At 68.8% G+C, this 17157-nt stretch carries 19 protein-coding genes; 12 read left to right on the top strand and 7 right to left on the bottom strand.

The window, feature by feature from the left end; translation table 11 throughout:
* The first annotated feature begins 111 nt into the window (after positions 1 to 111).
* From AC1MGR_RS20440 to pufC, 6 genes are all read left to right on the top strand, one after another.
* A complete protein-coding gene (locus AC1MGR_RS20440) occupies positions 112 to 327 on the top strand; it encodes a hypothetical protein (RefSeq protein ID WP_108035083.1) in 216 nt (71 codons plus the stop codon).
* Positions 328 to 479: 152 nt separating this feature from the next.
* Positions 480 to 701 carry a light-harvesting antenna LH1, beta subunit gene (gene pufB, locus AC1MGR_RS20435; protein ID WP_056273133.1) on the top strand — a complete coding sequence of 74 codons (222 nt, stop codon included), beginning with the start codon at positions 480 to 482 and terminating at the stop codon, positions 699 to 701.
* A gap of 14 nt (positions 702 to 715) precedes the next feature.
* A complete protein-coding gene (gene pufA, locus AC1MGR_RS20430; protein WP_018043293.1) occupies positions 716 to 904 on the top strand; it encodes a light-harvesting antenna LH1, alpha subunit in 189 nt (62 codons plus the stop codon).
* Between the two features lie 111 nt (positions 905 to 1015).
* A complete protein-coding gene (pufL, locus tag AC1MGR_RS20425; RefSeq protein WP_055956014.1) occupies positions 1016 to 1840 on the top strand; it encodes a photosynthetic reaction center subunit L in 825 nt (274 codons plus the stop codon).
* Between the two features lie 27 nt (positions 1841 to 1867).
* A complete protein-coding gene (pufM, locus tag AC1MGR_RS20420; protein ID WP_108034999.1) occupies positions 1868 to 2860 on the top strand; it encodes a photosynthetic reaction center subunit M in 993 nt (330 codons plus the stop codon).
* On the top strand, positions 2857 to 4023 hold the full coding sequence (pufC, locus tag AC1MGR_RS20415) for a photosynthetic reaction center cytochrome PufC (protein WP_480232744.1): 1167 nt from the start codon (positions 2857 to 2859) through the stop codon (positions 4021 to 4023). Before pufM ends, pufC begins: the two co-directional genes overlap by 4 nt.
* A gap of 95 nt (positions 4024 to 4118) precedes the next feature.
* Here pufC and AC1MGR_RS20410 read toward each other — a convergent pair whose 3' ends face one another.
* Positions 4119 to 4478, bottom strand: coding sequence for a c-type cytochrome (locus AC1MGR_RS20410; RefSeq protein ID WP_480232743.1), 360 nt, complete (start codon positions 4476 to 4478; stop codon positions 4119 to 4121).
* 225 nt (positions 4479 to 4703) lie between these two features.
* Here AC1MGR_RS20410 and AC1MGR_RS20405 point away from each other — a divergent pair, with 225 nt between their 5' ends.
* The 6 genes from AC1MGR_RS20405 (at position 4704) to AC1MGR_RS20380 (ending at position 10637) form a co-directional block, all read left to right on the top strand.
* The gene (locus AC1MGR_RS20405; protein ID WP_480232742.1) at positions 4704 to 4940 is read left to right on the top strand and encodes a helix-turn-helix transcriptional regulator; all 237 of its coding nucleotides are present in this window, start codon (positions 4704 to 4706) and stop codon (positions 4938 to 4940) included.
* A 200-nt stretch (positions 4941 to 5140) separates the two neighbouring features.
* Positions 5141 to 6463: an MFS transporter gene (locus AC1MGR_RS20400; protein ID WP_108035003.1), complete on the top strand. Its 1323-nt coding sequence runs from the start codon at positions 5141 to 5143 to the stop codon at positions 6461 to 6463.
* 78 nt (positions 6464 to 6541) lie between these two features.
* Positions 6542 to 7426, top strand: a complete 885-nt coding sequence (locus AC1MGR_RS20395) for a LysR family transcriptional regulator (protein ID WP_108035004.1) — start codon at positions 6542 to 6544, stop codon at positions 7424 to 7426.
* 133 nt (positions 7427 to 7559) lie between these two features.
* The gene (gudD, locus tag AC1MGR_RS20390; RefSeq protein WP_480232741.1) at positions 7560 to 8921 is read left to right on the top strand and encodes a glucarate dehydratase; all 1362 of its coding nucleotides are present in this window, start codon (positions 7560 to 7562) and stop codon (positions 8919 to 8921) included.
* 44 nt (positions 8922 to 8965) lie between these two features.
* Entirely contained in the window at positions 8966 to 9730 is a 765-nt protein-coding gene (locus AC1MGR_RS20385; RefSeq protein WP_108035006.1) for an HpcH/HpaI aldolase family protein, read from the top strand.
* Positions 9731 to 9752: 22 nt separating this feature from the next.
* A complete protein-coding gene (locus tag AC1MGR_RS20380; protein WP_480232740.1) occupies positions 9753 to 10637 on the top strand; it encodes a 2-hydroxy-3-oxopropionate reductase in 885 nt (294 codons plus the stop codon).
* A 22-nt stretch (positions 10638 to 10659) separates the two neighbouring features.
* Here AC1MGR_RS20380 and AC1MGR_RS20375 read toward each other — a convergent pair whose 3' ends face one another.
* The 6 genes from AC1MGR_RS20375 to AC1MGR_RS20350 all read right to left on the bottom strand — a co-directional run bounded on the left by AC1MGR_RS20375 (position 10660) and on the right by AC1MGR_RS20350 (position 17157).
* The gene (locus tag AC1MGR_RS20375) at positions 10660 to 11514 is read right to left on the bottom strand and encodes a shikimate 5-dehydrogenase (protein ID WP_480232739.1); all 855 of its coding nucleotides are present in this window, start codon (positions 11512 to 11514) and stop codon (positions 10660 to 10662) included.
* Between the two features lie 2 nt (positions 11515 to 11516).
* Entirely contained in the window at positions 11517 to 12146 is a 630-nt protein-coding gene (locus tag AC1MGR_RS20370) for a hypothetical protein (protein ID WP_480232738.1), read from the bottom strand.
* A 54-nt stretch (positions 12147 to 12200) separates the two neighbouring features.
* Positions 12201 to 12440 (bottom strand): hypothetical protein, encoded by a 240-nt coding sequence (locus AC1MGR_RS20365; RefSeq protein ID WP_108035009.1) that lies wholly within the window; start codon positions 12438 to 12440, stop codon positions 12201 to 12203.
* 49 nt (positions 12441 to 12489) lie between these two features.
* Complete coding sequence (locus AC1MGR_RS20360; protein ID WP_108035010.1) at positions 12490 to 13530, bottom strand: formate dehydrogenase subunit gamma; 1041 nt, start codon at positions 13528 to 13530, stop codon at positions 12490 to 12492.
* A gap of 71 nt (positions 13531 to 13601) precedes the next feature.
* Positions 13602 to 14198, bottom strand: coding sequence for a formate dehydrogenase FDH3 subunit beta (gene fdh3B, locus AC1MGR_RS20355; protein ID WP_056467736.1), 597 nt, complete (start codon positions 14196 to 14198; stop codon positions 13602 to 13604).
* A gap of 16 nt (positions 14199 to 14214) precedes the next feature.
* On the bottom strand, positions 14215 to 17157 hold the full coding sequence (locus AC1MGR_RS20350) for a formate dehydrogenase subunit alpha (protein WP_108035011.1): 2943 nt from the start codon (positions 17155 to 17157) through the stop codon (positions 14215 to 14217).

The following is a 17157-nucleotide window of genomic DNA, read 5'->3' as shown; positions in this document are numbered from 1 at the left end:
CATTCCCTTTCCGGCTGGAACGGCGCGGCGCCGTCCAGCCGGTCGATGCCGATCCCGCGCGTCCCGACCCGGACGCGTCCCGCCGCGGAACGCCAGGAGGAGACCCATCCCATGCAACGTTCGCTGAATCCGGTGTCGCGCCTGCATCAGGACGAGGTCCAGTTCCGGATCATCCTGGCCAGCACCTATCCGTTCTTCCTCGTCGCGGCCCTCGTGCAGCGCGTGATTCCGCAGGCCCGGACGCCGCTGCCGCAGCGGCGGCGCTCGGTCTTCGCCGAAGCCCGGGCCATGGCCGTCTCGGCCATCCCCTTCGTCTTCATGGGCTGAGTTCGCCCTCGGGTCGAGGCGTTCCGCCCGCCCCCGATCGACCTCCCGTCCGAACAGGCGGGAAGGACCGCCGAGGCCGCACCGAGCGGTCCGGTGACACCCACCGTACCCGGACGTGCGGGCGCGGCTAGTCAAAGCGGAGGTTTGAACCAATGGCCAATGGCATTGTCGAGAAACCGAGCAGCCTGTCCGGGCTGACGGAACCGGAAGCCAAGGAGTTCCACGCGATCTTCTTGACCAGCTTCATCATCTTCACGGCGATCGCCGTGGTCGCCCACATCCTCGTGTGGCTGTGGCGCCCGTGGCTGCCCGGACCGAAGGGCTACGCCGCCCTCGAGACGGCGGCCCAGGGCGTCGCCTCCCTGCTCTCCTGAGAAGGACCCTCATCATGCACAAGGTCTGGCTTCTCTTCGATCCGCGCCGCACCCTGGTGGCGCTCTTCACCTTCCTGTTCATTCTGGCGCTGCTGATCCACTTCATCTTGCTCAGCACCGACCGGTTCAACTGGCTGGAAGGCCCCAAGGCACCGCGCGCCGCCAACGCGCAGACGCTGGTCCTCCCGACGATGCCCGCCTGACGGGCGCGGCCTCGACAACAGAGGACCTCGAACACGGATGATCGGCGGGTGGGCGCCAGGCCCCCCGTCGGTCGTCGCGGAGACTCGTGATGGTGGGCCCGGGAGGTCGCGATGGCGATGCTGAGTTTTGAGCGAAAATACCGCATCCGCGGCGGCACCCTGGTCGGCGGCGACCTGTTCGATTTCTGGGTCGGACCGTTCTACGTCGGCTTCTTCGGGGTCACGACGCTGTTCTTCTCGGTGCTGGGCACGGCGCTGATCATCTACGGCGCCGCGCTCGGACCGACCTGGAACATCTGGCAGATCAACATCGCGCCGCCCGACCTCAAGTACGGGCTCGCCCTGGCGCCGCTCCAGGAGGGCGGCCTCTGGCAGATCATCACCTTCTGCGCCGTCGGCGCCTTCTCGTCCTGGGCCCTGCGCGAGGTCGAGATCTGCCGGAAGCTCGGCATCGGCTACCACGTACCCTTCGCCTTCGCGGTGGCGATCTTCGCCTACGTCACCCTCGTGGTGATCCGGCCGCTGCTGATGGGCGCCTGGGGGCACGGCTTCCCCTACGGGATCCTCTCGCACCTCGATTGGGTCTCGAACACCGGCTACCAGTACCTGCACTTCCACTACAATCCGGCGCACATGCTGGCGGTGACGTTCTTCTTCACCACGACGCTGGCGCTCTCGCTGCACGGTTCGCTGATCCTGTCCTCGACCAATCCGGGCAAGGGCGAGGTGGTGAAGACCCCCGAGCACGAGGACACGTTCTTCCGCGACACCATCGGCTACTCGATCGGCACGCTCGGCATCCACCGGCTCGGCCTGTTCCTGGCGCTGTCGGCCGGCTTCTGGAGCGCGGTCTGCATCGTCATCAGCGGCCCGTTCTGGACCCGTGGCTGGCCCGAATGGTGGGGCTGGTGGCTCAATCTCCCCGTCTGGCGCTGATCTCGGAATCGGGAGGCTCGTGACACCATGGCCTACTACCAGAACATCTTCTCAGAAGTGCAGGTCCGACCGATCGAGCCGGAACACGGCATCCCGGTGGATGTCGACAAGCGCTGGGGCACGCCGTTCAACTCCTACCTGTTCGGCCTCATCGGCAACGCGCAGGTCGGCCCGATCTATATCGGCTATCTCGGGGCGCTGTCGTTCGCCTGCGGGTTGATCGCCTTCGAGATCATCGGCCTCAACATGTGGGCGAGCGTGAACTGGGATCCGGTCCAGTTCGTGCGGCAACTGCCCTGGCTCGCGCTCGAGCCGCCCCGCCCGCAATACGGGCTCAAGATCCTTCCGCCGCTGGCCGAGGGCGGCTGGTGGCTGATCGCCGGCTTCTTCCTCACCGCCTCGATCCTGCTCTGGTGGCTGCGGCTGTTCCGCCGGGCCAAGGCCCTGGGCCTCGGCTACCACGTGCCCTGGGCCTTCGCCTCCGCGATCTGGCTATTCCTGGTGCTGGGCTTCATCCGGCCTGTGCTGATGGGGTCCTGGAGCGAGGCGGTGCCCTTCGGCATCTTCCCGCACCTCGACTGGACCGCCGCGTTCTCGCTCCGCTACGGCAACCTGTTCTACAATCCCTTCCACATGCTCTCGATCGTCTTCCTCTACGGGTCGACGCTGCTCTTCGCGATGCATGGCGGGACCATCCTGGCGGTGAGCCGCTTCGGCGGCGAGCGCGAGATCGACCAGATCGTCGACCGCGGCACCGCCACCGAGCGCGCCGCCCTGTTCTGGCGCTGGACCATGGGCTTCAACGCCACCATGGAATCGGTCCACCGCTGGGCCTGGTGGTTCGCGGTCCTGACGACGCTGACCGGCGGCATCGGAATCCTGCTCACCGGGACGGTCGTCGACAACTGGTACCTCTGGGCCGTGAAGCACGGCGTGGCCCCGTCCTACCCGCAGGTCTATCCGCCGGTCGTCGATCCGTTGAGTGTGTCGCCCACCACCATGCCCGGGGGAGCTCCATGAAGACCTTCTTCGCCGTCCTCGGCGCTTCCATCGCCTTCTTCCTCACGGTGGCGATGGTTGGTCTGACCGATTGGGACCGGCCGCCCCTCGCGGTCCACCAGAACGGCTTTCGCGGCACCGCGATGGCGCAGGTCCATACCCGCGAGGCCGTCGAGGACATCCGGGAGGCCAACCTCGCGCCGGCCCCCGCCGATCCGGCCGAGCCCGGCGAGGAACTCGCCGGCACGACCTACGAGAACGTCCAGGTCCTCAAGAACGTCAGCGTCAACGAGTTCAACCGGCTGATGGCGTCGATGACCGAATGGGTCAGCCCCGAGCAGGGCTGCACCTACTGCCACAACACCGAGAACATGGCCGACGACAGCCTGTATCAGAAGAAGGTCGCCCGCCGGATGCTGCAGATGACGCAGCACATCAACAGTTCCTGGAAGGAGAACCATGTCGGCGGTGCGGGCGTCACCTGCTACACCTGCCACCGCGGGCAGCCGGTTCCGGCCAACATCTGGTTCACACAGCCGAGTCCCAATCGTGCGGGCGGATTCATCGCCCGCAACAACGGGCAGAACATGGCCGCGCCGTCGGTTGGCCTGGCGTCACTGCCCTACGACACCCTGACCGAGTACCTCGCCGACAAGACCATCGACAACAACGCGATCCGGGTGAACGCAACCACGGCGCTGCCCACGAGCAAGGGCAAGCCGATCCAGGATGCGGAAAAGACCTACGGCCTGATGATCCACATGTCGGAGGGGCTGGGGGTCAACTGCACCTTCTGCCACAACACCCGGGCGATCTCGAACTGGTCGCAGAGCACCCCGCAGCGGACCACCGCCTGGCACGGCATCCGAATGGTGCGGGACATCAACGGCAACTACCTCGAGCCGCTGCTCTCGACCTTCCCGCGAAACCGCCTCGGCGTTCTCGGAGACGTGCCGAAGGTCAACTGCACCACCTGCCACAACGGGGTGAGCAAGCCCCTGAACGGTGCGCACGTGGTCGATGCCTATCCCGAGCTCACGGCGTCGACCGAGGTGGCAAGCGCCGCCGATACTAAGGCTCCCGCCACGACAGCCCCCGTCACGACGTCACCCAGTCCGGCATCGCCGAGCCCGACACCCCCGGTTCCGGATCAGCCCGCGACACCGGCTCCGGCGCCGCAGTAAGCCGGCGGCACGGCGCTGAGACGCGAAACGCCGCTGGACAGACATCCAGCGGCGTTTCGACGTTCGGGGTGGTCCGCGACGCGCGACGCGCGGGCCTACTTCTTGGAAGCGAGGTAGGCGATCACGTCGTCGATCTTCTTGTCGTCGGGGTAGCCGGCGAACACCATTTTGGTCCCCGGCACCTTCGCCTTCGGGTTCTTCAGCCACTCGTGCAGATTGGCCTCGTCCCAGGTGATCCCGGAGCCCTTGAGCGCGGCGGAATAGGTGTAGCCTTCCTCCGACGCGGCCTTGCGTCCGACAACGCCCGTCAGGTTCGGTCCGACACCGTTCTTGCCGAAGGCGTGGCAGGCTTTGCAGGGGGCGAACGCCTTCTCACCCGCCGCGGCGTCACCCTCGGCATGCGCGGCCATCGGGAGGAGGGCGGCAAACAGGGCACCGTAGATCGTGTATCGCATGGGGTTTCCTCGCAGATCGTTCTGGTGGCGAGGTGTAGCTAAAGCTCGGCTTTCAAAAGTAATCGGAGGCCTGTCACGTCTCACGTGAACGTGATCCGGCGCGCGGGATTAAGGCCGCGTGCCGTATGGCCGCGATGTCCGACACTCCTACCCTTAAGAGCCTCTGTGCAATCCATCGCCCCAGGTGGGTCATCGCCTCAGGTGGTCATCGCCCCAGGTGGAGCCATGCCGGTCCAACCCGCCGACGTCTGCCAGTTCCTCGATCGCACCGGCTGGAGCCAGGCGCGCCTCGCCTGGGAGCTCGGGATCAACCAGCCGCGGATCTCACGCTTCCTGAACGGAATGAAGAAGCCGAGCCCGGACCTCGTGCGTGTCCTGGAGGCCTTTTTCGCGGACGGTTCGCGGGCCTGCCTCCCAGTGCCGAGAGGCGACGGGGAGCGGCACACCCCTCCGCGTCCGTAGGCATCCTAACCCCGTTGCGCCGGCGCGGATCGATGCCGTTCCGGTATCGATCCATCCAGTCTTTGAGTTGGACGATCGCCCGAGGCGCGCCGTAGCCTTCACCCTGCAAACGGTCGCCGAAGTCCCCGCAGGGCGCTTTCGAGAATGACCGATGTCCACCGAGGCGAAGGCCGGGTGGTCCGCTCTCAGGGAGAGACGCCATGGGCGCCGGTCTGGTCATGACCGCGGCGAAGCGGAGCCGTGTAAGGCTCCTCATCGTCACGATGCTGTTTATCGCCACCACCATCAACTACGCCGATCGCGCGACGCTCTCGATCGCGGGTCCGTCCCTGGCCAAGGATCTCGGCCTCGACGCCGTGTCCATGGGCTACGTGTTCTCGGCCTTCGCCTGGTCCTACGTCCTCGCCCAGCTGCCCGGTGGCTGGCTGCTCGACCGCTACGGCGCGAAGTGGGTCTACGCGGCGGCCATCTTCCTGTGGTCGACCTTCACCCTGATGCAGGGGGCGGTGGGCTTCTTCACCGGTTTCGCGGCCGTGGCGGTGCTCTTCAGCCTGCGCCTCCTCGTCGGCCTCGCCGAGGCCCCGGTGTTTCCGGCCAATGCGCGCATCACGGCGGCGTGGTTTCCCACCTCCGAGCGCGGAACGGCCTCGGCCTTCTTCAATTCCTCGCAGTACTTCGCCACCGTGCTGTTCACCCCGCTCATGGGCTGGGTCGTGCACCATTACGGCTGGCACCACGTCTTCACCCTGATGGGGGCCCTCGGCATCGCCTTCGCGCTGCTCTGGACCCAGGTCATCCATGGGCCGAAGGACCACCCGGGGATCAACCAGGCGGAACGCGACTACATCGAGGAGGGCGGCGCCCTGCTCGACATGGACGGACGCGGCGCCAGCGCCCCCGCCGACGCGGGCAGGACGATCAAGCAACTGCTGTCCAACCGGATGTTGCTGGGCATCTATATCGGCCAGTACTGCATCACCACGCTGACCTACTTCTTCCTGACCTGGTTCCCCGTCTACCTCGTCAAGGAGCGCGGCCTGTCCATCCTGCAGGCGGGCTTCGCCGCCGTGTTGCCGGCCTTGTGCGGCTTCATCGGCGGCATCCTGGGCGGCTGGCTCTCGGACCTGCTGCTCAAGCGCGGCTGGTCGCTGACTGCCTCGCGCAAGATCCCGATCGTCGGCGGCATGCTGCTCTCCATGAGCATCATCGGCTGCAACTACGTCCAGGCGGATGCCGTGGTGATCGGCCTGATGGCGCTGGCCTTCTTCGGAAAGGGCATCGGGGCCCTCGGCTGGGCGGTCGTCTCCGACACTTCGCCGCGCTCGACCGGCGGCCTGAACGGCGGCCTGTTCAACACCTTCGGCAACACGGCCGGCATCACCACCCCGATCGCCATCGGCTACATCGTCCAGCAGACCGGATCGTTCAACGGCGCCCTGGTCTTCGTCGGGCTGAACGCGCTCGTGGCGGTGTTCTGCTATCTCGTCATCGTCGGCGAGATCAAACGGGTGGAGCTGCGCTGACCGGCGGCCCGCCCGCGAACCGACACGCGCAACGCGGCCGTGGGGAGACCCGCGGCCGCATCGTCGTCGCGAGGCAAGATGCTCGATTTCGGCCAACTCCGCTGCTTCGCCGCCGTCGCGGAGGAACTGCATTTCGGTCGCGCGGCGGCGCGGCTGAACATGACCCAGCCGCCGCTGTCCCGGCAGATCCAGGTGCTGGAGCGGGTGCTCGACGTCCAGCTTCTCGACCGGACCAGCCGCTCGGTCCGGCTCACCGCCGCCGGCCGCAGCTTCCTCCCCGAAGCCCTGCGCATCCTGAGACTGGCGGAGACCGCCACCTACGTCACCCGGCAGGTCGCGGCCGGACGGGCGGGTGTGCTGAAGCTCGGGTTCACCGCCGCCTCGGCCTACGACTTCCTGCCGCGCCTCGTCATCGCCTGCCGGCAGGCGATGCCCGACGTCACGCTGTCCCTGCGCGAGATGGTGACGAAGGATCAGGTCGAGGCCATCCTGTCGGGGCAGATCGATGCCGGCTTCATCCGTCCGCCCGTCCATCATCCCGAACTGAAGGCCGAGCGGGCGCTGGCCGAGCCCCTGATCGTCGCGATGCCGGCGGACCATCCCCTTGCCGAGCAGGCGACCCTCAGCCTCGAAGATCTTCGCGGCGCGCCGTTCGTGGGCTATGCGCCCCACGAGGCCAGCTACTTCCACGATCTGCTGATCGGCCTGTTCGCGGGGTCCGGCCTGCAGCCTCGCATCGTCCAGCAACTCACGCAGATCCACTCGATCCTCGCCCTCGTGCGGGCCGGAATCGGCATCGCCCTGGTCCCGGCCGCAGCCGAGCGCCTGCGCTTCGAGGGACTCGCCTTCCGGCCCCTCGCCCTCGCCGCGCCCCGTCCCGCCGAGCTGTACCTTGCCTGGAAGCAGGAGAACGACGTGCCGTTGCTGGCGCATCTGCGCGCGCTCCTGCACGCGCTGACCTGAATGGCGGCGGATCGATGCGTTCCCGGCATCGATCGATCCAGCCTTTGGTTTGGACCGGCATCGTCGGGGGTCCTAGAACCGAGGGCGTCAGACGGCGCGCAGACGCCGCGGCACTCGGTTCGGGAGAACGTCCATGAGCTTCGCTTCGTCCGCCACCTCCACTCGCGGTGCGTCCCGCACCCCGACGGTCACCGCCCTCAAAGTCGTGCCGGTCGCCGGCCGCGACAGCATGCTGCTGAACCTGAGCGGCGCGCACGGCCCGTTCTTCACCCGCAATCTCGTCATCCTCACCGATTCCACCGGGGCCACCGGGCTCGGCGAGGTGCCCGGCGGCGAGCGCATCCGCCAGACCCTCGAAGAGGCCGGCGACCTCGTCGTCGGCCGGCCGATCGGCGACTGGCAGGCCGCGCTCAACGCCATGCGCACGCGCTTCGCCGACCGCGATGCCGGCGGCCGTGGCCTGCAGACCTTCGACCTGCGCGTGACCATCCACGCCGTCGCGGCGATCGAGTCCGCCTTCCTCGACCTGCTGGGCCAGTTCCTCGACGTTCCGGTGGCGGCCCTCCTGGGGGAGGGCCAGCAGCGGGATGCCGTCGAGATGCTGGGCTACCTGTTCTATGTCGGCGACCGCCGCCGCACCGATCTGGCCTACCGGGAGCCGGAGGCCCGCGACGGCTGGTTCCGGCTTCGGGACGAGGAGGCCCTGACCCCGGAGGCCGTCGCCCGCCTCGCCGAGGCGGCCTACGAGACCTACGGCTTCAACGATTTCAAGCTGAAGGGCGGCGTCCTCGCGGGCGAGGACGAGATCGCGGCGGTGACCGCGATCCACGCGCGCTTCCCGCAGGCCCGCGTCACCCTCGATCCGAACGGCGCCTGGTCGCTGGAGGAGGCCATCGCCCTGTGCAAGGGGCGCGGCGACGTGCTGGCCTATGCCGAGGACCCCTGCGGGGCCGAGAACGGTTTCTCCGGCCGCGAGATCATGGCCGAGTTCCGGCGGGCCACCGGCCTGCCCACCGCCACCAACATGATCGCCACCGACTGGCGCCAGATGAACCACGCTATCCAGCTCGGTTCGGTGGATATCCCCCTGGCCGATCCGCATTTCTGGACCCTGGCCGGCTCGGTACGCGTCGCCCAGCTCTGTCGCGACCACGGGCTGACCTGGGGCTCGCACTCGAACAACCATTTCGACGTGTCGCTGGCGATGTTCACCCACGTGGCGGCCGCCGCGCCGGGCCGCGTCACCGCCATCGACACGCACTGGATCTGGCAGGACGGCCAGCGCCTGACGAAGGAGCCGCTCCAGATCAGGGGCGGCCTCGTGCGGGTGCCCGAGCGGCCCGGCCTCGGGATCGAGCTCGACTGGGCCGAGGTGGAGGCGGCGCATGCGCTCTACCGGCGCCACGGCCTCGGCGCCCGCGACGACGCGTCGGCGATGCAGTTCCTGATCCCGAACTGGACCTTCGACAACAAGCGCCCGTGCCTGGTCCGATAAATCGCGCCTCGTGCGCTGAACGCCAAAGTCCCGGAGACGCGACGATGACCGACATCCTGACCAACCGTTTCAAGGCGGCCCTGAACGCCGGACAGCAGCAGATCGGCCTGTGGTGCAGCCTCGCCAGCCCGATCTCCACCGAGGTCGTGGCCGGCTCGGGCTTCGACTGGCTGCTCCTCGACATGGAGCATTCGGCCAACGACCTGCGCGACGTCTACGCCCAGGTGCAGTCGATGATGGAGAGCCGGGCCCACGCCATGGTCCGGGTGCCGAGCGACGAGCCCATCACCATCAAGCGCATCCTCGACACCGGCGTGCAGTCGCTGATGATCCCCAACATCGACGATGCCGACCAGGCGCGCCGCGCCGTCGCCGCCACTCGCTACGCCCCCCGCGGCGTGCGCGGATTCTCGCAGGCGCCCCGGGCCGCCCGCTTCGGCCGCATTCCCGACTACCATGCCCGCTGCGAGGCGGAGATCTTCGTGGCGGTGCAGATCGAATCCCGCCGCGCCCTGGACAACCTGGAGGAGATCGCCGGCGTCGAGGGCGTCGACGGCGTCTTCATCGGGCCCGGCGACCTCTCGACCAGCCTCGGCTATCTCGGCCAGCAGAACCACGCCGATGTCGTGACGGTGGTGCAGGAGACGATCGCCCGCATCCGCGGCACCGGCAAGCATGCCGGCATCCTCACGGCGAACGAGGACCTGGCCCACCGCTACATCGCGGCCGGGACCCGCTTCACCGCGATCGGCTCGGATATGGGCCTCCTCGCCCGCACCTCCGAAGCGCTCGCCGCGCGCTTCCGCTGACGCCACCCCCTGGGAGACGCACATGAACGTCGGATTCATCGGCCTCGGCATCATGGGCGCGCCCATGGCCGGACACCTCATCGCGGGCGGGCACAGCCTCGCCCTCAAGACTCGCCGGCAGGTGCCCGAGGCCCTGGTCTCGGCCGGCGGCCGGGCCTGTGCCAGCGCGGCCGAGGTCGCGGAGCGCTCGGATGTCGTGGTCCTGATGCTGCCCGACACGCCCGACGTCGAGGCCGTGCTCTTCGGCGCCGACGGCGTCGCCGCGGGCGTCCGGCGCGGCGCGGTGGTGGTCGACATGAGCTCGATCTCGCCGATCGCGACCCGCGACTTCGCCGCCCGCCTCGCCGAGCGCGGCGTCGACTACCTCGACGCCCCCGTCTCCGGCGGCGAGGTCGGGGCCAGGAACGCCGCCCTGTCGATCATGGTCGGCGGCAAGGCCGACGTCTTCGAGCGGGTGAAGCCGCTCTTCGACCTGATGGGCAAGACCGTGACGCATGTGGGGGACACCGGGGCCGGTCAGGTCGCGAAGGTCGCGAACCAGATCATCGTCGCCCTGACCATCGAGGCGGTCGCGGAAGGCCTGCTCTTCGCCTCGAAGGCCGGCGCCGATCCGGCCAAGGTCCGTCAGGCGATCACCGGCGGCCTCGCCACCTCGCGCATCCTCGAGCTGCACGGCGAGCGCATGATCAAGCGGACCTTCGATCCGGGCTTCCGCATCGCCCTGCACCAGAAGGACCTCAACCTCGCCCTGGAGGGCGCGAAGGCCCTCGGCCTCGCCCTGCCCGGAACGGCGCTGGCCCAGCAGCTCTTCGCGGTCTGCGCAGCCAACGGCGCGGGCGACAAGGACCATTCCGCCCTGGTGCGCGCCCTCGAGATCATGGGCAACCACCCGGTGGCCGAGGCTTGAGCCTCCGCGGCGTCTCGCCCGGTCAGGTCCGGGCGTAGGCGGCCGCATCCGCCACCTGCGCGTCGGTCGGCGTCACGCCGGTGTAGCGGACGAACTGTTCGAGGCCCTGCAGGACCAGGACCTCGTGCCCGGTGATGACGGGCTTTCCGAGGCGCTCCGCCGCCCGGAGGAACGGCGTCCACGCGGGCAGGGCGACCACCTCGAAGGCCACGGCGCAGGCGGCGATGGCGGCGTCCGGAAAGGCGAGCGCCTCGGCGTCCGGGCCCTCCATGCCGAGGGGCGTCACGTTGACGAGGAGCGCCGCCGTGCGGTCGCCGAGCGCGGTCGCGTGGGCGAAGCCGTAGCGCTCCGCCAGGGCCGCGCCCGCCGCCGCGTTGCGCGACACGATCGTCCCGTTCCGGAAGCCCGCATCGCGCAGGGCCGCCACGACCGCCTTGGCCATCCCGCCGGAGCCCCGCACCAGGAAGTCCGTCGCCGGATCGATCCCGTGCCGGGCCAGCAGGCCGCGCACCGCGACGTAGTCGGTGTTCGCGCCGGTGAGCCGGCCGCCGTCGTTGACGATGGTGTTGATGCTGTCGATCGCCCGCGCGGAGGGATCGAGGGCGTCGAGGAGGGGGATCACCGCCTCCTTGAAGGGCATCGAGACCGCGCAGCCGCGGATGCCGAGGGCGCGGATGCCGCCGATCGCCCCGGGCAGGTCGGTGGTCGCGAACGCCTTGTAGACGTAGTCGAGCCCGAGCAGCGCGTAGAGCCGGTTGTGGAAGCGCGACCCGAAATGGCCCGGCCGCGCCGACAGGGACATGCACAGGGTGGTGTCCCGCCCGATGGGGGGACGCGCGGGCAGCGACCCGTCCGCCTGGTCCGCCGGCCCGTCCACCCTCAGGGCTGCGAGCCGGCGTAGAACTTCGGGTCCAGGGCGGCGAGGGCCAGGAGGGGCGGGGGCATGATGACCCCGGCGACGCGCATGGCCCGCGCGGCCGCGCGGCAGCCGGTCTGGTCGTTGGCCCCGGCGGCCGTCTCCAGCTGGGCCAGGACGGCGGGATCCGGCTTCGGGCTCGGTGCCGGCGCACCGGGCGGCGGCGGCGATTTGGCGGCGGCATTCGCCTGCGCCAGCACGGTGTTGCCGGCGCTGACGGGCGCGCGCGTGTCGCTGGTCGGCGCTTTCGCCTCGCTGGACGGCGCCTTCGCCTCGCTGGACGGCGCCTTGGTCTCGGTGTTCGTCGGCCCGCTCAGGCCCGACTTCTGCTGCGTGTCGCCGGCCCCCGGGGAGGGCTGCCCGTCGCTCTTTCCGGAGGAATTGGAGACGGCGGTGGCCTGCTTCGCCGGCGTGGCGGCCTCCTGCTTCTTCTCCTCCGGCTTCTGCACGAAGGCGACCAGCTCCTGGCACAGGTTCGCCGGACCCTTCACGGGCGCCGGCGCCGGGGCGGGGGCCGCGTCCTGGGCGAGGGCCGCGGGCGCCGCGAGGCAGCTCGACAGCAGCAGCGCGGCGATGGGCAGGCGTCGGATCATCTTCGGTCCCCTGTGGTCCGGGCGCTTCGTTGGGTTCGGCGATCGCAGGATGGATCAGGACCGCTTCGGGTGGGACGGCTCTCCGGTCGCCTTGCCGTGGGCCGATTCGCCCATGTCGTTCGTGCGCGGATCGCCGTTCCACTTCTCGCCGACGAGGTTGGTGCCCGGCTCCGAGACGCGGGCGCCCGAGGTCGCGAAGGCCTGGTAGGCGAACTTCTGATTGCTGGTCAGGGCGTACATGGCGACGACGCCGAGCCCAATGGCCGCGATGACGGCGAGGATGAAGGCTTTCATGGTCGGTTTCCCCGTCGCCGTGCAGGCGTCCTCAGGCAGCTTCGGAAGGTCACTCGGCGGCGGCGGGATGGCGCCCGGAGAGCTGCGGACCGCTCGCGGTCTTGGCCTGCTCCTGCTCCACCCAGAGGTCGTGGTGCGCGCGCGCCCAGGCCAGGTCGACCTTGCCGCTGCCCATGGCGTCGTAGGCGCCCTTCATGCCGAGCGTGCCGATGTAGATGTGCGCCAGGATGCCGGCGATGAAGGCGATGCCGATCAGCGAGTGGATCACCTGCATGACCTGCATGCCGTTGATGTCCAGCAGCGCGAACGGGAACAGCATCATCAGGCCGGTGACGCTCATGGCGACGCCGAAGCCGGCGACCATCCAGAACACGCCCTTCTGGCCGGCGTTGAAGCGGGCCGCGTGGGGGTGCTTGTTGCCGATGAAGCCGCCGCCGGCCTTGATCCAGGCCCAGTCCAGCCGATTGGGGATGTTGTCCTTGATCCAGACCACGAACATCATCGCGACGCCGAACATGAACGGCCAGGCCAGGTAGACGTGGCTGTACTTGGCCCATTGCGCGAGCGCGCCGAAGGCCTCGGGGCCGATCAGCGGCATCAGCAGGCGCTTGCCGAAGATGTAGTTCAGGCCCGAGAGCGAGAGGATGATGAAGCACACGGCCGTCATCCAGTGGGTGAAGCGCTCGAAGGTGTTGAAGCGCAGGATCTTGCGGCCGGATTCCTGGCTGTGCTCCGTGAGGATGCGCCCGCGCCAGAGGAAGAACGCGCCCAGCGCGGCGATCATGCCGAGGATGAAGGCGGCGCCGATCCACGGCAGGTAATGTTCGCGGAACGACTGGTACTCGCGCCCCTGCGGCTGGATCAGGTTCGCGGCCTTCCGGTCCGGGATGCTGATCCGGCCGGTGATCTTGTCCGCGTTCTTGAAGAGAAACTCTTCGTTCACCGAATCCGCCGTGGGCTTGGCGCCCATCGGGTTCTGCCCGTCCTGCGTGATCGGATTCTGGGCCCGGGCCGGTTCGAACGCACCCGGCGCGGCCAGGAGCGTCGTCGCGACGACGAGGGTGCTGAGGAGCGTGACTGCCCGCCGCATCGGCGTTCCTTTCGATGGCGTGTCGTCTTGGAGCCGCCGGACGGCCGCCGGCTCCAGGGGCGAGGGAGCGCTCAGAGCGCCACGGTCTCGCGGTAGGCCGTCTTCCAGCCCCAGGCGCCCGAGCCGTAGCCGCGCTTGATCACGCGCTGCTTGTAGATCTCGGCGATCATCTCGCCGTCGCCGGCGAGCAGGGCCTTGGTCGAGCACATCTCGGCGCAGAGGGGCAGCTTGCCCTCGGCGAGGCGGTTCGAGCCGTACTTCTCGTACTCGGCCACCGACAGGTCCGGCTCCGGGCCACCCGAGCAGTAGGTGCACTTGTCCATCTTGCCGCGCGAGCCGAAGTTTCCGACGCGCGGATACTGGGGCGCGCCGAACGGGCAGGCGTAGAAGCAGTAGCCGCAGCCGATGCAGATGTCCTTGGAGTGCAGCACCACGGCATCGGCCGTGGTGTAGAAGCAGTTCACCGGGCAGACGGCGGCGCAGGGCGCGTCGGTGCAGTGCATGCACGCCATCGAGACCGAGCGCTCGCCGGGCTTGCCGTCGTTGAGCGTGACGACGCGACGGCGGTTGATGCCCCAGGGCACCTCGTGCTCGTTCTTGCAGGCGGTGACGCAGGCGTTGCACTCGATGCAACGGTCGGCGTCACAGAGGAACTTCATACGGGCCATGGTCGATGCGCTCCTCTCACGCGGCCTTGATCTGGCATAGGGTACACTTCGTCTCCTGCATGCCCGTCACAGGATCGAAGCCGTAGGTGGTGACCGAGTTGACGCTCTCGCCGAGCACCACCGGGTCGGTGCCCTTCGGGTAGTAGTCGCGCATGTCCTTGCCGTCGTACCAACCCGAGAAGTGGAAGGGCATGAACGCGACGCCCTTGCCGACGCGGTCGGTGACGAGCGCCTTGACCTTGGCCTTCGAGCTGTTCTCGGCGCCGCTGACCCAGACCCAGGACCCGTCCTTGATCCCGCGCTCGGCGGCGTCGCCGGTGTTGATCTCGACGAACATGTCCTGCTGCAGCTCGGCGAGCCACGGGTTCGACCGGGTCTCCTCGCCGCCGCCCTCGTATTCCACGAGGCGGCCCGAGGTGAGGATGATGGGGAAGTCGCGCGCGACGTTGCGCTCGACGGCCGCCTTCTGCACCGACAGGCCGATGTTCGGCATGCGGAACTGGCGCTCGTCCGGCCGGGTCGGGTACTTCGCCACGAGGTCGGGGCGCGGCGAGTAGACCGGCTCGCGGTGCACCGGCACCGGATCGGGCAGGTTCCAGGCATTCGCCCGGGCCTTGCCGTTGCCGAACGGGATCACGCCGTGGTCGAGGCAGACCCGCTGGATGCCGCCCGACAAGTCGGTGGCCCAGCTCACGGTGTCGGGCTTGTCGCCGCCGATCTTCAGGATCGTGGCGAGCTCGTCCGCGGTCAGGTCCTTGTCCCAGCCGAGCTTCTTGAACACCCCGAAGGTGAATTCCGGGTAGCCGTCGGTCAGGTCGGAGCCCTTGGTGAAGCTGTCCTCGGCGAGCAGCGTCTGTCCGTTGCGCTCGGTGCCGAAGCGCGCGCGGAAGGTGCTGCCGCCCTCCTTCACGTGCAGCGACGTGTTGTAGAGGATCGCCGAGCCGGGATGGCGCAGCTCGGGCTTGCCCCAGCACGGCCAGGGCAGGCCGTAATAATCGCCGCCCACCTCCGGGTCGTCCTTGGGCGCCCGCAGGGTGATGAGGTCGAACTTGTGCTGGTTGCGCATGTGCGCCTTCAGCCGCTCGGGGCTCTGGCCGGTATAGCCGGTCGACCAGCCGCCGCGGTTGATCTCCCGCAGCAGGTCCTCGGCCGACGGGACGTTGTTCTCGACCTTGATGTTCTTGAACAGCGTCTCGGCGAAGCCGAGCTTCTTGGCCAGGAGGTAGAGCACCTCGTAGTCGTTCTTCGACTCGAAGGCCGGCTTCACGATCTGCTCGCCCCACTGGATCGAGCGGTTCGAGGCCGTGCGGGACCCGTCCATCTCGAGGGAGGTGCAGATCGGCAGCAGGTAGGTGTTGTCCTGCCGGGCATCGAGGGCCGCGAAGGTGGTCGGGTGCGGATCGGCGACCACCAGCAGCTCGAGCTTGTTCATGCCCTCGATCGCCTCGGGCAGACGGGTCACGGTGTTGCCGCCGTGGCCGAAGACCATGAAGGCCTTGATCGGGCTGCGCTGGTCGATCTGCTCCGGCGGCAGGTTCACGGCGTCGAACCAGCGCGTCGAGGTGATGCCCGGCGCTTCCATGTTCTCCTTGCGCGAGCGGGCCTTGCGGCCGGCCGCGGCGGGAACCTCGTCGAAGCGGGACTGCAGCCACTCGTAGGGCACGTCCCAGACGCGGGCCCAATGGCGCCAGCCGCCCTCGACGAGACCGTAGTAGAGCGGCAGCGAGGTGACATCGAGGCCGAGATCGGTGGCGCCCTGCACGTTGGTGTGGCCGCGGAAGATGTTCGCGCCGGTGCCCGGCTTGCCGACGTTGCCGGTGGCGAGACACAGGATGCAGAGCGCGCGCACGTTGGCGGTGCCGACCGTGTGCTGGGTCGCGCCCATGCACCAGATCAGGGTCGCGGGCTTCTCCTTGGCGAACTTCTCCGCCACCCGGCGCAGCTGCTCGCCGGGTACGCCGGAGACGCGCTCGACCTCCTCGGGCGTCCACTTGGCGACTTCCTTGCGGACGTCGTCCATGGCGTAGACGCGCTGGCTGATGAACTCCTTGTCCTCCCAGCCATTCTGGAAGACGTGCCAGAGGATGCCCCAGACCACCGGGATGTCGGTGCCCGAGCGGATGCGCACGTACTCGGTGGCGTGGGCGGCCGTGCGGGTGAAGCGCGGATCGATGACGATCATGTTCGCGCGGTTGATCTCCTTGCCCGACAGCACGTGCTGCATGGAGATCGGGTGCGCCTCGGCGGGGTTGCCGCCCAGGATGATCATCGTCTTGGCGTTGCGGATGTCGTTGTAGGAATTGGTCTGGGCGCCGTAGCCCCAGGTGTTGGCGACGCCCGCCACCGTGGTCGAGTGACAGATGCGCGCCTGGTGATCGACGGAGTTGGTGCCCCAGAAGGCGCCGAACTTGCGCATCAGGTAGGCGGCCTCGTTGGTGAACTTGGCCGAGCCGAGCCAGTAGACCGAGTCCGCACCGTTCTTCTCGCGGATGGCGCCGAGCTTGTCGCCGATCTCCTCGATCGCCTGCTCCCAGGAGACGCGCTGCCACTGTCCGCCGACGAGCTTCATCGGGTACTTCAGGCGCCGGTCGGACGAGACCAGCTCGCGGATGGCCGCGCCCTTGGCGCAGTGCGTGCCGCGGTTGATCGGGCTCGCATAGGACGGCTCCTGGCCGACCCAGACGCCGTTCACCACCTCGGCCGTGACCGTGCAGCCCACCGAGCAGTGGGTGCAGACGTTCTTCTTGATCTGCACGTCCGGCCCTGTGGCCGAGGCGCCGGCCGCGCGCGCCTGGCGCACCGACCCGAGCTGGATCGTACCGGCCGCCGCGAGGGCGCCGGCGGTCAGCCCGGACTTCTTCAGGAAGCCGCGGCGGTCGAGCACGCCGGCCGCGAGGCCCGCGGCGACGGCCTGATGCTTGGTGCGGCTCGCCTCGCCGCTCTTGCGCTTGGTCAGCAT

It is taken from the genome of Methylobacterium sp. BI1 (genome assembly GCF_056680125.1).
The sequence above is the reverse complement of the archived record's forward strand: the minus strand, read 5'-3'. Positions and strand labels throughout refer to the sequence as shown.

Coding starts and splice junctions, on each gene's coding strand:
- AC1MGR_RS20440 (WP_108035083.1), top strand. CDS start 112: ATGCAACGTTCGCTGAATCCGGTGTCGCGCCTGCATCAGGACGAGGTC.
- pufB (WP_056273133.1), top strand. CDS start 480: ATGGCCAATGGCATTGTCGAGAAACCGAGCAGCCTGTCCGGGCTGACG.
- pufA (WP_018043293.1), top strand. CDS start 716: ATGCACAAGGTCTGGCTTCTCTTCGATCCGCGCCGCACCCTGGTGGCG.
- pufL (WP_055956014.1), top strand. CDS start 1,016: ATGGCGATGCTGAGTTTTGAGCGAAAATACCGCATCCGCGGCGGCACC.
- pufM (WP_108034999.1), top strand. CDS start 1,868: ATGGCCTACTACCAGAACATCTTCTCAGAAGTGCAGGTCCGACCGATC.
- pufC (WP_480232744.1), top strand. CDS start 2,857: ATGAAGACCTTCTTCGCCGTCCTCGGCGCTTCCATCGCCTTCTTCCTC.
- AC1MGR_RS20410 (WP_480232743.1), bottom strand. CDS start 4,478: ATGCGATACACGATCTACGGTGCCCTGTTTGCCGCCCTCCTCCCGATG.
- AC1MGR_RS20405 (WP_480232742.1), top strand. CDS start 4,704: ATGCCGGTCCAACCCGCCGACGTCTGCCAGTTCCTCGATCGCACCGGC.
- AC1MGR_RS20400 (WP_108035003.1), top strand. CDS start 5,141: ATGGGCGCCGGTCTGGTCATGACCGCGGCGAAGCGGAGCCGTGTAAGG.
- AC1MGR_RS20395 (WP_108035004.1), top strand. CDS start 6,542: ATGCTCGATTTCGGCCAACTCCGCTGCTTCGCCGCCGTCGCGGAGGAA.
- gudD (WP_480232741.1), top strand. CDS start 7,560: ATGAGCTTCGCTTCGTCCGCCACCTCCACTCGCGGTGCGTCCCGCACC.
- AC1MGR_RS20385 (WP_108035006.1), top strand. CDS start 8,966: ATGACCGACATCCTGACCAACCGTTTCAAGGCGGCCCTGAACGCCGGA.
- AC1MGR_RS20380 (WP_480232740.1), top strand. CDS start 9,753: ATGAACGTCGGATTCATCGGCCTCGGCATCATGGGCGCGCCCATGGCC.
- AC1MGR_RS20370 (WP_480232738.1), bottom strand. CDS start 12,146: ATGATCCGACGCCTGCCCATCGCCGCGCTGCTGCTGTCGAGCTGCCTC.
- AC1MGR_RS20365 (WP_108035009.1), bottom strand. CDS start 12,440: ATGAAAGCCTTCATCCTCGCCGTCATCGCGGCCATTGGGCTCGGCGTC.
- AC1MGR_RS20360 (WP_108035010.1), bottom strand. CDS start 13,530: ATGCGGCGGGCAGTCACGCTCCTCAGCACCCTCGTCGTCGCGACGACG.
- fdh3B (WP_056467736.1), bottom strand. CDS start 14,198: ATGGCCCGTATGAAGTTCCTCTGTGACGCCGACCGTTGCATCGAGTGC.
- AC1MGR_RS20350 (WP_108035011.1), bottom strand. CDS start 17,157: ATGCTGACCAAGCGCAAGAGCGGCGAGGCGAGCCGCACCAAGCATCAG.